Annotated in this window: 12 protein-coding genes; 7 read left to right on the plus strand and 5 right to left on the minus strand. The window is 72.0% G+C overall.

Annotation, left to right across the window (positions count from 1 at the left end; genetic code table 11):
- Positions 1-9: 9 nt before the first annotated feature.
- Both OO60_RS28065 and OO60_RS28070 read right to left on the minus strand, forming a co-directional pair.
- Positions 10-753: a hypothetical protein gene (locus OO60_RS28065; protein ID WP_003063548.1), complete on the minus strand. Its 744-nt coding sequence runs from the start codon at positions 751-753 to the stop codon at positions 10-12.
- 11 nt (positions 754-764) lie between these two features.
- Positions 765-1,343 carry a LuxR C-terminal-related transcriptional regulator gene (locus OO60_RS28070; RefSeq protein WP_033262446.1) on the minus strand — a complete coding sequence of 193 codons (579 nt, stop codon included), beginning with the start codon at positions 1,341-1,343 and terminating at the stop codon, positions 765-767.
- Positions 1,344-1,365: 22 nt separating this feature from the next.
- On the opposite strand from OO60_RS28070, the gene OO60_RS28075 reads away from it, so the two are divergent.
- Positions 1,366-2,355 (plus strand): histidine kinase, encoded by a 990-nt coding sequence (locus tag OO60_RS28075; RefSeq protein ID WP_033262447.1) that lies wholly within the window; start codon positions 1,366-1,368, stop codon positions 2,353-2,355.
- Here OO60_RS28075 and OO60_RS28080 read toward each other — a convergent pair.
- From OO60_RS28080 to OO60_RS28090, 3 genes are all read right to left on the minus strand, one after another.
- On the minus strand, positions 2,297-3,028 hold the full coding sequence (locus tag OO60_RS28080) for a polysaccharide deacetylase family protein (protein ID WP_033262448.1): 732 nt from the start codon (positions 3,026-3,028) through the stop codon (positions 2,297-2,299). The genes OO60_RS28075 and OO60_RS28080 overlap by 59 nt on opposite strands.
- A 77-nt stretch (positions 3,029-3,105) precedes the next feature.
- On the minus strand, positions 3,106-3,912 hold the full coding sequence (locus OO60_RS28085; protein WP_003063540.1) for an NAD-dependent epimerase/dehydratase family protein: 807 nt from the start codon (positions 3,910-3,912) through the stop codon (positions 3,106-3,108).
- A 40-nt stretch (positions 3,913-3,952) separates the two neighbouring features.
- Entirely contained in the window at positions 3,953-4,765 is an 813-nt protein-coding gene (locus tag OO60_RS28090) for an IclR family transcriptional regulator (RefSeq protein WP_003063538.1), read from the minus strand.
- Between the two features lie 153 nt (positions 4,766-4,918).
- Between OO60_RS28090 and OO60_RS28095 the strand changes: the two genes are divergently transcribed.
- The 6 genes from OO60_RS28095 (at position 4,919) to OO60_RS28120 (ending at position 14,080) form a co-directional block, all read left to right on the plus strand.
- Positions 4,919-6,424 (plus strand): sodium:solute symporter family protein, encoded by a 1,506-nt coding sequence (locus tag OO60_RS28095; RefSeq protein ID WP_033262449.1) that lies wholly within the window; start codon positions 4,919-4,921, stop codon positions 6,422-6,424.
- A gap of 50 nt (positions 6,425-6,474) precedes the next feature.
- Positions 6,475-7,410: a 5-dehydro-4-deoxyglucarate dehydratase gene (locus OO60_RS28100; protein ID WP_033262450.1), complete on the plus strand. Its 936-nt coding sequence runs from the start codon at positions 6,475-6,477 to the stop codon at positions 7,408-7,410.
- On the plus strand, positions 7,410-8,666 hold the full coding sequence (locus OO60_RS28105) for a glucarate dehydratase family protein (RefSeq protein WP_003102022.1): 1,257 nt from the start codon (positions 7,410-7,412) through the stop codon (positions 8,664-8,666). Before OO60_RS28100 ends, OO60_RS28105 begins: the two co-directional genes overlap by 1 nt.
- Positions 8,667-8,670: 4 nt before the next feature.
- A complete protein-coding gene (locus tag OO60_RS28110) occupies positions 8,671-9,798 on the plus strand; it encodes an alpha-amylase family protein (protein ID WP_033262451.1) in 1,128 nt (375 codons plus the stop codon).
- Positions 9,799-9,813: 15 nt separating this feature from the next.
- Positions 9,814-11,268, plus strand: coding sequence for an aldehyde dehydrogenase (NADP(+)) (locus OO60_RS28115; RefSeq protein WP_033262452.1), 1,455 nt, complete (start codon positions 9,814-9,816; stop codon positions 11,266-11,268).
- Between the two features lie 442 nt (positions 11,269-11,710).
- Positions 11,711-14,080: a polysaccharide lyase 8 family protein gene (locus OO60_RS28120; RefSeq protein WP_003073776.1), complete on the plus strand. Its 2,370-nt coding sequence runs from the start codon at positions 11,711-11,713 to the stop codon at positions 14,078-14,080.
- The last annotated feature ends 30 nt before the right edge of the window (positions 14,081-14,110 follow it).

A 14,110-nucleotide genomic window follows, 5' to 3' on the forward strand; every position in this document is an offset into this window, starting at 1 on the left:
ACCGGCGACTCAGCCGAGCCGCTTCATGATCGCTTCGGCCTCGGCCGGGCTGAGGGCGAGCTCGTCGTCGTAGCTGCGGCCGCGCCAGATCCTGTCCAGCTTGCCGGTCGGTTCCCACCGGCCCCGCCCGGCGTAGCGCTCCCCGAACCAGGGATCGCCCGCCCGGGTCATGACGAGGACGCTCGTGGCGCCGACGTCGAACGTCTCCTGCAGCGTTTCGTAGATCCCGAAGTACCAGCGTTCGCCGCCCCATTCGTGACGCTGCTTGAGCTGGCGGACCCGCCGCGCCAGGTGGTAGGCCTCGACGAGTTCCTGACCCGGGGTGATCTCCCGGACGGTCAGGTGCGGGTGGCCGGCCAGCTCTTCGCGGAGGACGGCCGTCCGCCACTCGAGGTCGCGCCCGAAGATCCGCTCGGTTCCGCCGTCGAGGTGGACCACCGCGCTCGGGGTGTCCTGCCCGTCGTCGACGAGGAAGCAGCGCGAACGGGGCAGCCGCGCGGTGACCCGCTCGGCCTCGTCCTCGCCGAGCGGCAGGTACCGGTCGAGGGATTCCGCACCCCGTTCGAGGTCGCGCAGCCGGTTCGACGGAGCCCACCACCCGTCGCGGACGTACACCTCTTCGACGTCGTGGTGGCGCCGGACCACGGTGAACACCTGCTCGACGCCGCCACCGGGAAGGGACCCGCTCAGGAAGCCGGCGTATTCGGGCTCCGCGGCCGGTACCGGCGAGCCGTCGCGGGCGGAACTGGTCATGTCGAATCCCCTCAGCGGTCCCTGGCCACGAGCGCCGCCTGGGTGCGGCTGGTGACCCCGAGTTTGGCCAGCACGTTGCCGACGTGCACCTTCACCGTCCGCTCGGCCAGCCTCAGCCGGGCCGCGATGTCGCGATTGGACAGTCCCTCGCCCAGCAGCTCGAGCACGTCCCGCTCGCGCGGGGTCAGCGTCCCGCCGCCGCTCAGCGCGGTCGCCGCCGCCGGGCTCAGTGCCGTCACGCCCTGGTGGGCGGCGCGGACGGCGGCCGCCAGCTCGTCGCCGGAGGCGTCCTTCAGGACGAACCCGGCCGCGCCGGCGGTGAGCGCCTCGCGGATCTCCCGTGGCCGGCCGACCGTGGTCAGGATCAGCACCCGCGGCGCCCCGGGCCCCAGCCGGCGCAGGACTTCGAGGCCGTCCATGCCGGGCAGGTAGAGGTCGAGCAGCACGACGTCGGCCGTGACCGCCGAAGCCAGCAGCTCCGGTCCGCTCGCGTACTGCGCGACGACGTAGAGGTCCGGCTGCGCGCCCAAGATCAGCGCGATGCCCTCGCGCACCAGCGCGTGGTCGTCGACAACCTGAACCCGGATCACGTTCGCACTCTACTGTCGGCCCATGCGTCAGTCTCTCGTCACGACGTCGGCGGTGGCCGCGGTGTTCTTCGCCAGTGGGGCGTGGACGCCGCACCAGGGCTGGTTCGCGGCCGGGCTCAGCGCGGTGCAGCTCGTCCCGCTGCTGTGGTCCCGCCGCTTCCCGGCCGCCGTGCTGGCCCTGGTGACCCTCGCGACGGCCGGGCACCTGCTGCTCGACCACCCGCGCAACGCGATGTACGTGCCGGTGCTGATCGCGCTGTACAGCACGCCGCAGCGGGGGCTCGCGGCGTCCGCGGCGCTGGCCGTCGGCGCGGCCGTGTTCCCGGCGAAGGGCCCGCTCGACGGCACGGTCCTCGCCGTCACGATCTGCGCGGTCGCGTGGCTGCTCGGCGCCGAACGCCGCCGCGCGCTGGCCGACCGGGCCGAGCGCGCGGCCCGGCGGCTGCACGACACGCTCGCCCAGACCACGGCCGTCATGCTCGTGCAGGCCGAGACGCTCCGCGCGGTCGGCGACCTGACCGAGGCCGACCGCGAACGCCTCGACACGCTGCTGGCGGCCGGGCGCGGTGCGCTGACGCTCGTCCGCCGCACGCTGGACGACCTGCACGAGGACGCCGAACGGGCGCCGGACCTCGCCGAGGTGCTGGCCCGGCTCCGCACCGCGGGCCTGGTCCTGGACCGCGACCCCGTGCTGCCCGAGTTGCCGCGCCCGGTCCGTGAGCTCGCGGAGCGGTTCGTCGCCGAGGTCGCGGTGAACGCGTTGCGGCACAACGGACCTGGCGTCCGCCTCCGGCTCGACGTCGACGCCGGTGCGCGGCTGACGATCACGGCGCGCAACACGCTCAAGGCACCGCCGTCTCCGGGATCCGGCTACGGGCTGGCGGGGCTCGCGGAGCAGGCCGCGGCGGCCGGGGGAACGGTGTCGTTCGGGCCGCGGGACGGCCAGTGGGTCGTCAGTGCCGGGCTGCCAGCAGCTGCGACACGGTCACGAACCGGAAGCCGCGCTGCTTGAGCCGGTCGAGGATCGGCCCGATCGCCCGGCGCGTCTGCTCGCGGCCGGCGTACATGGCGTGCAGCAGCACGATCGAGCCCGGCCGGACCTGGTCGACGACGGCCCGTTCGACGGTGGCCGCGTCCGGGGTGCCGTCGGAATCCGGCGCGACGTCCCAGGTGATCGTCGTGCGGTGGTGCTCGGCCAGGTAGTGCGGGAGGGCGAGCAGCTTCTTGCCGTACGGCGGCCGGAAGAGGATCTCGCCGGCGTAACCGGTCGTGCGGATCAGCGCGTCGGTGGCTTCGACCTCGTCGGCGACCCAGGCCGGCGTCACCCCGATCATGCGGTCGTGGCTGAAGCTGTGGTTGCCGATCTCGTGCCCGGCGGCGGCGATGTCCCCGGCGAGCCCGGGGTGCGCGGCGATGTCGCGGCCGATGAGGAAGAAGGTCGCGGGCACCTGACGGCTTTTCAGCGTGTCGAGGATCGTGTGGGTACCGGCGGGGTCGGGCCCGTCGTCGAAGGTGAGGGCGACGACCTGCTCGGTGGTGTCGACGCGGTTCACGAGCGTGCCGAAGAACTGGAAGGTGGGCGAGTCCGCCACCTGGAGGAGCGGGTAGGCGGCGGCGAGGACGACGACGAGCGCGCTCGCCACCCCGATCGTCCACTTCCGGGCGCGGCGGGATGTCAAGATCATGGCGGCCACCCTGGCGAGGACCCGGGACCGGCGGAAGCCGCGAAGGTACTAGTACCTCCGCGGCTTCCCCGAGCCCGTCAGAGCGGGTTGAACGCGCCCAGGGGAGCGGTGCAGAACGGGCCGCCGACGTACTCGGCCGCCGCCCCCGTGGGTGCGGGCTTCGAGGCCAGCTGGTCGGCGTACACCTCCGCGTCGTCCAGTGACTTGTAGCCCAGCGCCTCCGCCTCCTCCAGGGAGTAGATCCGGCGCGTGTTGTCCGAGACGCCCCAGATCAGCCGGTACCCCGGCGAAGGCGCCGAGAGGCACGCCTCGAACAGCCGGGCGCCGTCGTCGGGGGAGAGCCACGTCGTCAGGCCGCGGGGGCCCAGCGGCAACGGCGTCTCGAAGCACGAGCCGATGCGGATCACGATGACGTCCATGCCGAAGCGGGAGTGGTACAGGCTGCCCAGCGCCTCGATCGCCGCCTTGGAGACGCCGTAGTAGGTGTCCGGTCGCGGGGACGAGTCGGCCGGCAGGTCGGAATCGACCCGGCGGAAGCCCACCGCGTGGTTGCTCGACGCCAGGACCACCCGCCGGATCCCCGCCGCCTGCGCCGCCGCCAGTACCGTCTGCGTCCCGTTGATGTTGACGTCGAGGGTCGCCTCCCACGAGTTCTCGCGGCTGTGCCCGCCCAGGTGGATCAGCGCGTCGACGCCTTCGCACGCCGCCGCCATCGCCGCCGGATCGGTCACCGACGCCGTCACGATCTCTTCGGAGGCGTCCGATGCCGTCTGCGGGGCGACGTCGAACAGGCGCAGCACCCGGCCTTCGCGCTTCAGGCGGGGGCGCATCAGGGTGCCGACGACACCCGCCGACCCGGTGATGAGCACACGCTGGTCCGTCATGGAGTTCCTCTCCTAACAGGGAATGGCGGCGGACTGGGTGTTAGCGGATGCCGGCCCGGCGCAGCTGCTGCCCGAGCTCGGCGGTGGTTTCGGCGAGCAGTTCGCCGACGCGGCGGGCGTCGTCGTCGCTCACCTGGGCGATCGGCATCGAGCAGCTGATCGCGTCGGTGCCCGGGATGCGGTACGGGATCACCGCGGCGACGCACCGGACGCCGAGCGTGCCTTCCTCGATCTCCGCGGCGTACCCGCGCTCGCGCGTCGCGGCGCACTCGGCGTGCAGGCCATCGAGCGTGGTGATGGTGTTCGGCGTCAGGGCGGTCAGCGACGCCGGCATCAGCGCCTCGATCTCGTCGTGCGTCAGCTCGGCCAGCAGGGCCTTGCCCAGCGCCGTCGCGTGCGCGGGCAGCGTGCGCCCGACGCGGGAGACGAGGTGGGTCGAACGCTGCGACTCCCGCGTCTCCAGGTAGACGACCTCGGTGCCGTTGCGGCGCGCGAAGTGCGCGGTGAAGCCGGTCTTCTCCCGGATCCGCTCGAGGGCTTCGGTGGCGAACGGGACGACGGCGTCGCGGTCCAGGTACGCCGTGCCGCAGATCAGCGCGCGGACGCCGAGGCGGTAGCGGGCGGTGTTGGTGTCCGCCTCCAGCCAGCCCGCCTCCAGCAGTGTCCGCAGCAGGCCGTGCAGCGACGAGCGGGGGAAGCCGGTGCGCGCGTGCAGGTCGGACAGCGAGAGCCAGACGTCGTTCGCCGCGAAGGTCTCGATGAGGTCGACAGCGCGCCGCGCGGACTTGACGCCCGAGGACTCGGCGGGGGCCGCCCCGTCGGCCACTGCCGGGTTGTCCACCTTCTGCGGCATTTGTGTGCCTCCGTCCGGCCGTTGACTTGTGACTCCGGCCATATTAGCGTCCCGAACAACGTTCTTATGGATGAACATAATCACTATAACAGACTCCGTTCATAGATGTGAACAGTGGCACCACATCGACGTGGACGCGGAAAGGAGCCTGCGGTGCACGCACTCGACTGGACGATGGTCTGCGCGTACTTCGCGCTGATGATCGTGATCGGCTGGTGGTCGCACAAACGGGTCAGCGACGTGAAGGACTTCTTCACGGCCGGCGGCCGGATGCCGTGGTGGCTGGCCGGCATCTCGCACCACATGTCCGGGTACAGCGCCGTGCTCTTCGTCGCGTACGCGGGCGTCGCGTACACCAGCGGCGTCACCGTGTACTTCTGGGGCTTCGCCAGCATCGGCATCGGCGTGGGCATCGGCAGCTGGCTGTTCGCCGCGCGCTGGAACCGGTTGCGCTCCAAGCTCGGCGTCGCCTCCCCGCTGGAGTACCTGGCCAAGCGGTACAACGTGCCGACGCAGCAGGCGCTCGCCTGGAGCGGCAGCCTGCTGAAGATCTTCGACATCGCGGCCAAGTGGTTCGCCGTCGCGACCCTGCTGCACGTCTTCGCCGGGCTGGACTACAACCTCGGCATCCTCATCACCGGCGCGGTCACCCTGGTCTACTGCACCATCGGCGGCCTGTGGGCCGACGCGCTCACCGACTTCGGCCAGTTCGTCATCCAGGCCATCGCGGCGATCGTGATGATCGTCGTGGTGCTCGGCAAGCTGGGCGGGATCTCCGCGCTCTGGACGATGTGGGACAAGCTGCCCGAAGGGCACGTGAACCCGGTGACGTCCAAGTACACCACCATCTTCCTGCTCGTCTACGTGCTGGTGAAGACGCTGGAGTACAACGGAGGCATGTGGAACCTGGCGCAGCGGTACATGGCCGCGCCGAACACCCACGAGGCCCGGCGCGGCGCGCGGCTGTCCTCGGCGCTGTACCTGTTGTGGCCGCTGGTGCTGATGTTCCCGATGTTCGCGGCGCCGCTGCTCATCCCGGGCATCAAGGACCCGACGCAGTCCTACGCGATCATGACGACGACGTTCCTGCCGCCGGGCCTGATCGGCCTGGTGCTGGCCGGCATCTTCTCGCACACGATGGCGATGGTTTCCTCCGACGCCAACGCGATCTCCGCGGTGATCACCCGCGACATGATCCCGGCGATGGTCCGCCGCACCCGGCAGTGGACCGACGTCCAGGGCCTCAAGGCGGCGCGGATCACCACGGTGATCTTCGTCGCGCTGACCATGCTGGTGGCCACCCAGGCGCAGAACCTCGGCGGCGTGCTGCAGATCGTCGTCAACTGGGTCGCCGCGCTGATGGGCCCGATCTCGATCCCGCTGCTGCTGGGCATGCTGCCGTGGTTCCGCAAGTGCGGCCCGCGCGCGGCGCTCATCTCCTGGGCGGGCGGCCTGGTCGACTACGCCCTGGTGTACTACGTGTTCAAGGCGAACCAGACCGTGCTCGTCGCGACGCCGATCCTGGTGTCGCTCGCGCTCTACGTCGGCCTCGGGCTGCTCGCACCCGAGCGCAGCGCGGCCGCCGACGAGATCGTCGACACCGTGAACGCCGACGACGACGTCGACCGCACGCAGGAAGGCACGACCGTGCCCGCCTGACACCGGCCACACCCGGCCGCAACCGAAGAAGGACGAGAGAGCGGAAACTGATGGCACAGAACGAGATCGAGCTGGACGGCCTGCTGGCGTTCCCCCTCACCCCGTTCACCGAGGACCTCGAGGTCAACCTCGACGCGCTCGCGGAGAACGTGGAGAGCCACATCGCGGCGGGCGCCGGTGCGCTGTTCGTCGCGTGCGGCACCGGCGAGTTCAGCTCGCTCTCGCCCGCCGAGCACGCCTCGGTGCTCGCCAAGTCCCGGGAGGTGGCCGCCGGCCGCGTCCCGGTCTGGGTGGGCGCCGGTGGCGGCGCGGCGTCCGCGCGGGCCGGCGTCGCGGCGGCCCAGGCCGGCGGCGCCGACGGTGTCCTGCTGCTGCCGCCGTACCTCGTTTCCGGGCCGCAGGCGGGGTTGGTCGACTTCGTCCGCTACGCCGTCGGCGACTCGTCGGTGCCGGTGATCGTCTACCACCGCGGCACCGGCGTGTTCACCGCGCCCGCTGCGGCGTCGCTGCTGGAAATCCCGTCGGTCGTGGGCCTCAAGGACGGTTACGGCGACGTCGAGGTGATGACCCGGATCGTCACCACCATCCGCGCGCTGGACACCGAGCGGGCGCGGAACTTCCTGTTCTTCAACGGGTTGCCGACCGCGGAGGTCTCGGCCAAGGCGTACGCCGCGATCGGCGTCGCCCGGTACTCCTCGGCGGTGCACTGCTTCGCCCCGGAGATCGCGCACCGCTTCCACCGCGCGCTCGGCGAAGGCGACACGCGCGTGATGGACGCGCTGCTGACCGGCTTCTACCTGCCGCTGGTGGCGCTGCGGGACGAGACGCCCGGGTTCGCCGTCTCCCTGGTGAAGGCGGCCGCGCGGCTGCGCGGGGACAAGGTCGGCCCGGTCCGGCCGCCGCTGGTCGAGCCGACGCCGGAGCAGATCCGTCGGCTGGAGAAGGTCGTGGAGGACGGCTTCGTCACGCTGAAGGGGCTCGGCTGATGAAGATCCTGGACGTGGTGCTGACCCCGGTCGCGTTCGCGGACCCGCCGCTGCTCAACGTCATGGGCGTGCACGAGCCGTTCGCGCTGCGCAGCGTCGTGCAGGTCAAGTGCGAAGACGGCGTCGTCGGGCTCGGCGAGTCCTACGGTGACTCGGCGTTCCTCGGCGAGGTGCGCAAGGTGCTGCCGCAGCTGCGCGGTCACGACGTGTTCGACCTGCCCGGCCTGCAGCGGCTGGTCGCGCAGGCGCTGTCGGGCACGGTGCTGACCGACGCGCACGGGCTGATCGGCGGCTTCTCCATCCGCAAGACCGTGGCGAGCGTGTACTCGCTGTTCGAGGTCGCCTGCCTGGACGCGCAGGGGCACTACCTGGGCCGTCCGGTGACCGACCTGCTCGGCGGCCGGGCGCGGGACGCCGTCGAGTTCTCCGCCTACCTGTTCTACAAGTACGGCAAGCACGTCGACGGCCGCGAGGACTCCTGGGGCGAGATCACCACGCCGGAAACCCTGGTGGGCTCGGCGAAGCGGATGATCGACGAGTACGGGTTCCGCTCGATCAAGCTCAAGGGCGGGGTCTACGAGCCCGCCCAGGAGGTCGACGGCGTCCGCGCGCTGGCCGAGGCGTTCCCGGGGCACCCGCTGCGGATCGACCCGAACGGCGCCTGGACGGTCGAAACCGGCATCCGGGTCGCAGCCGAGCTCGACGGCGTCCTGGAGTACCTCGAAGACCCGACGCCGGGCATCGAAGGCATGGCGCAGGTGGCGGCCGAAGCGTCGATGCCGCTGGCCACCAACATGTGCGTGGTCAACTTCGGCGACATCGAGCCGGGTTTCCGGGCGCGCGCGATCGGTGTGCTGCTGTCGGACCACCACTTCTGGGGCGGCCTGCGGGCCACCCAGTCGTTGTCGGTGACGTGCGAGAGCTTCGGCGTCGGCCTGTCGATGCACTCCAACAGCCACCTCGGGATCAGCCTGGCCGCGATGGTGCAGGTCGCGGCGGCGACGCCGCACCTGACCTACGCCTGCGACACGCACTGGCCGTGGAAGGTCGAGGACGTGATCGAGCCCGGCGTGCTGGAGTTCCGCGAGGGCGCGGTCGCCGTGCCCACGACGCCGGGGCTCGGGATCACCCTCGACGAGGACGCGCTGGCCCGCCTGCACGAGAACTACGTCCGATGTGGACTGACCAAACGGGACGACGTGACCTACATGCGCCAGTACGTTTCCGGGTTCGAACCGAACACGGCGAGGTGGTGAGCCGGTGAAGGTGACGGGATACGCCTACCCCTGGGACGTCCTGGAGTCCAGTTTCGTTCCGCGGGCCCAGGCGCTCGGCGTCGACGAAGTGGCCGTGGCGCTGTCGTACCACAGCGCCCGCGCCGCGACGCCGTGGTCGCCGTCGCGGACGGCCGTCGTGGCGCGGCACGCGGCCTTCTACCGCCCGATGTCCGATGGCTGGGGCGCCCTGCGTCCGTCCACTCCGGACTGGGTGTCCTCCGAGGACTCCGGCGGGGACGCCGTCCGGCTGCTCAACGAGGCCGGGATCCCGGCCGCCGCCTGGATCGTCCTGACCCACAACTCCCAGCTCGGCTACGAGCACCCGGACGTCGTGGTGCGCAACTGCTTCGGGGAAAGCTACCCGTGGGCGCTGTGCCCGTCGCGGCCCGAAGTGCGCGAGTACGCCGCTGCCGTGGTGGCGAACGCGGTGGCCGGGCTGGAGCTGTCGTCGGTGATCCTGGAAGCCTGCGGCCCGCTCGGCGCGGTGCACCAGCACCAGCACGAGAAGACCGACGGTGTGTGGGCACCCGCGGTGGCCCGGCTGCTGTCGATCTGCTGCTGCGAAGCCTGCGCTGATTCGTGGGACGTCGATCCGGAGACGGTCCGGGCCCAGCTCGTCGAGGAGGTCCGGCGGCTGATCGCGACCGGCGACCTCGGCGTGGCGGCCGACCGGTTGCCGCCCTCGCTGACCGCGATGCTGCTGCGGGTCCGCCAGGAAGCCACCGATGCCTTGCGGGCCGCGGTTTTGGCGACGCTGCCGCAGGGCATCCGGATCGTGCTGCACGGCGCGCTCGACCCCTGGGTCACCGGCGCGCTGCCCGGGCTGACGCCGTCCGCGCCGGACGACGTCGACGCGGTCGTCCTGTTCGGGTGGGCCCCCGCCACGGGCGCCGAGGCCGTCGCGGCGGCCCGGGAGGCCCTGCCCGAACGCGTGGCGATCGCGAGCTACATCACCGCGGTGGCCGCCGCGCCGGTGCCGGACATCGCCGCGTACGTCGGCGAGCTGGCCAAGGCGGGGGCCGCCGAGCTGCACCTGTACCACCTCGGACTGGCCGGTCCGGGTCGCTGGGGCGACCTGGCCACGGCCACCGCCGCCGCCCATGAGAACTGAGGAGCTGTACCCCGCATGAGCCAGGCCACTGACGCCGCCACGCTCGAGAAGATCCTGACCGGGGCCGCCTCGGCCGCCCGTCCCGCCGCCGAGGCGACCCCGGCCGAACGCGCCCGCTGGCTGACCGCCGTCGCCGACGCGCTCGACGCCGCGGCGGGCGAACTGGTCCCGCTGGCGCACGCCGAGACGCACCTGCCGGAGACCCCGCGGCTGGCGGGCGAGCTGAAGCGCACGACGTTCCAGCTGCGCCTGTTCGGCGAAGTCCTCACCGACGGCGAGTACCTCGGCGCCACCGTCGACCACGCCGACCCGGACTGGCCGATGGGCCCGCGCCCGGACATCCGCCGGGTGAAGACCGCGATCGGCCCGGTGCTGGTGTTCGCGGCCAGCAACTTCCCGTTCGCGTTCAGCGTCGCCGGCGGCGACACGGCGTCGGCGCTCGCCGCGGGCTGCCCGGTGATCGTCAAGGCGCACTCCGGGCACCCGGAGCTGTCCGCGCTGACCGGCCGGATCGTGCGCGAAGCCCTGCTCGGCGCGGGCGCGCCCGAGGGCATCTTCGACGTGATCTTCGGCCAGGACCAGGGGGTCGTCGCCCTGAAGGACCCGCGGCTCGCGGCGGCGTCCTTCACCGGCTCGATCCCGGGCGGCCGGGCCCTGTTCGACATCGCGAACGCCCGGCCGCGGCCGATCCCGTTCTACGGCGAGCTCGGCAGCGTGAACCCGGTCGTGGTCACCGAGGCCGCGATCGCCGCGCGCGGCGAGGCGGTGGCCAAGGGCTACGCCGCGTCGTTCACCCTCGGCGCCGGTCAGTTCTGCACCAAGCCGGGCCTGCTGTTCCTGCCGGAGGACCACGGCCTGACGGAGGCGTTGCGCTCGGCCCTGGACGGGGCGGCGGCCCAGCCGATGCTCAACGACCGGATCGCTTCCGGGTTCGCGTCGCAGCTTTCCTCGCTCCGGGAGGTTCCGGGCGTCGAGGTGGTGTCGTCGGCGGATTCTTCGTCGCCGTCGTTCACCCCGACCCTGCTGGCGACCACGGGCAAGCAGTTCCTCGAGGGCGGCGACACCGTGCACGAGGAGTGCTTCGGGCCGGCGTCGCTGATCGTGACGTACGCCGACCAGGCGGAGCTGCTGAGCCTGCTCGACGTGCTCGAACCGGGGCTCACCGCCACGATCCACGGCGAGGAGTCCGATGTGGACTGGCTCCGGCCGGTGCTGCCCCCGCTGACCCGCATCGCCGGCCGGCTGCTGTGGAACGACTGGCCCACCGGAGTGACGGTGAGCTGGGCCCAGCAGCACGGCGGCCCGTACCCGGCCACAACGGCCCCGACGACGACATCGGTCGGCACGGCGGCGATCGAGCGGTTCCTGCGCCCGATCGCCTGGCAGGGCTTCCCGGACGCGTTGCTGCCGGAGCCGTTGCAGGAGGCCAACCCCTGGCAGCTGCCCCGCCGGACGGACGGCTCCCGCTGACCCGTCGTGAGTGGTGAGCGGGTTCCGGCCCGCTTCACCACTCGCGAGTTCCACGCCGCCGCGGCGGTTCCCGCGCCGCGACACCACCGACCCGCGGGGGCGCCCCCCGGTTTCCACTCTACCGTCCGGCACCGACAGTTTCGGTGCCACCGACTTGGTGCCGCGGCCCGGCACCACCGAGCCCGCGGGGGCGCCCCCCGTTTCCACTCTATCGCTCGGCACCGACAGTTTCCGGCGCCGAGCCCGCGTGACCCGGCGCTTCCGAGCGCCACCCGACCCGGCGCTTTCTCCCGAAGGTGCCACCGACCCACCGAAAAGCGGCGCTCCCCGGGGAGCGCCGCCCCGGCCCGGTGCCTTTCCCGCAGGGCGCCGGGCCGGGACCTCCGCCGCCGCACAACTGAATCCCCCGTAAGCCGAGGATGTCTTCCTGGGAGGCATTGCCATGCCCGTGAACCGGAGAAATGCCCTGCGCGGCGGTGCCCTGGCGGCCGCTTCCACCGTGCTCCTGACCCGGCCGGCCTTCGCCGCGCCTGCGACGAAAGCCACGGCGAAAGCGAGCGCGGTGCCCGCCGCGACCGCGTCGATCGTCGCCGCCTACCGGCAGCTGCAGACCGGTATCAACCGGCCGTCGCCCGAACGGACCGAAGCGCTCGCCAACCTGGGCCGCGTCGCCAAGGCGTACAACGCCAGCCTGTCCGTGGCCGGCGGCGGCGCTCCACTGTGGACAGACCTGCCGCTCGGCCCGGGCAGCGACTACACCACGTCGATGTACGCGCGGCTGCGCGCGATCGCCGTCGACTGGGGCACGCCGGGCGGCTCCCTGTCCGGCGATCCCGTCGTGCTCGACCGGATCAAGTCGGCGCTCGAACTGATCTACGCGAGCCAGTACAACGAGAACGTCGGCGAGATCGGCAACTGGTACACCTACGAAATCGGCATCCCGTACTACCTCCTGCACACGCTGTCCGTGGTCGCCGACCAGCTCACCGCCGACCAGCTCGCACGCTATCTCAAGCCGGTCAAGCGGTTCGTCGGCAACCCGAACCTGCGCGCCAACAACGCGTCGGTGGTCGAAACCGGGGCCAACCGCGCCGACAAGGGCCTCATCTCGATCGTGGCGGGCGCCATGCTCGGCGACAGCGCCTGGATCAAGACCGGCATCGACGCGCTCACCGACGTCGCGGGCGGTGGCGCGGCGAGCGTCGTCGCGAAGCTGGACCGCGCCGCCGGCGACGGCTTCCACGTCGACGGCTCCTTCATCCAGCACGACACCATCCCGTACCCCGGGCACTACGGCATCGTCCTGCTGACCGCGCTCGCCGGCGCCATCCACGTCACGCAAGGCACCGAGTACGCGCTGCCGCAGGCGTTGAAGGACAAGATCTACGCGCTGGTCGCGGACAGTTTCGCGCCCTTCGTCTACGCGGGCGCGCTGATGGAGCCGGTGCGCGGGCGGATGCTGTCGCGCCAGGGCGAGACCGGGCACGACATCGGCCACCAGCTCACCGTCGCGACGCTCGTGCTGGCGAGGACGGCGTCCGGCAAGACGAAGACCGATCTCAACGCACTGGCCGCCAAGTGGATCAAGGAAGGCACGTTCGCGCCGTTCCTGAAGATCCCGGACCCGGAGCGGTTCGCCCCCGGCCCGGACCTGGTGGCCACGCCGGGCATCGAGTTCGCGCAGGACATGCTGGCGTCCGGCGCCCGCCCGGCGCGGGTCGTGGCGGCGCACCGGACCTTCGGCCAGCAGGACCGGCTCGTGCACGTCACCGACGACTGGTCGGCGTCCCTGGGCGTCAGCTCGACGCGGATCTCGCGCTACGAGGCCATCAACGGCCAGAACCTCAAGGGCTACCACGTCGGCGACGGCGTGCTGTACACCTTCCTGCCGAACGCCAAGGGCCACTACACCGACGCCTACTGGCCGACGGTCGACCCGCTGCTGCTCCCGGGCACGACCGAGCACGACGGCCCGGCCGACCCGAAGTTCGGCGGCGTGCCGACGGGTCCGAACGCGCACACCGGCGGCGTCCGCTGGGACGCGCGGCACGGCGCCTACGCGCTCGACTTCAAGAACTGGGACGGGTCCCTGGTCGCGAAGAAATCGTGGTTCTTCACCCCCACCGGGATCGTCTGCCTCGGCGCCGGGATCACCAGCACCTCCGCCTACGGCGTCCGCACGACGATCGAGAACCGCAACCTCGGCGAAGGCGGCCGCGGTTCCTTGCTGGCCGACGGCCGGCGAGTGGCCACCGACCTCGGCAAGGCGGCGGCCCTGCGTCGTCCGCGCTGGCTGCACCTCGAGAACGTCGGCGGGTACGTGCTGCTCGACGACGCCTCGGTGACCGCGCTGCGCGAAGACCGGACGGGTGCGTGGCGCGACATCGACACCGGCGCCAACACGAAGGGCACCACGACGCCGAACACGCGCCGGTACCAGAAGCTGGTCCTGGAGCACGGGATCACGCCGACGGACGCGAAGTACGCGTACGCGGTACTGCCGGGCGCTTCGGTGGTCGGCGCGCTCACGGCATTGCTCGGGTGGCGGGTGCTGGCGAACACCCCGGCGGCGCAGGCGATCCGCACGGCCGACGGCACGCTGCTGGCGAACTTCTTCGCCGCCGGCTCGGCCGGGGACGTCAGCGTCTCGGGTCCGGCGTCCGTGGCGGTCGGGCGGTGCGGGTTCCGGACCCAGCTGGCGGTGTCGGACCCGACGCAACTGCAGGACAGTGTCACGGTGACGGTGCGCGGCAAGGCCGTGGTCGTGCCGCTGAAGGGCACGTTCGGCGCGACGCAGGTCGTCGCGTTGTAGCCAGGCTTCCCCGCCGGCCCGGTGCCCCGA

This window comes from Amycolatopsis vancoresmycina, assembly GCF_000716785.1.
GTDB lineage: Bacteria > Actinomycetota > Actinomycetes > Mycobacteriales > Pseudonocardiaceae > Amycolatopsis > Amycolatopsis vancoresmycina.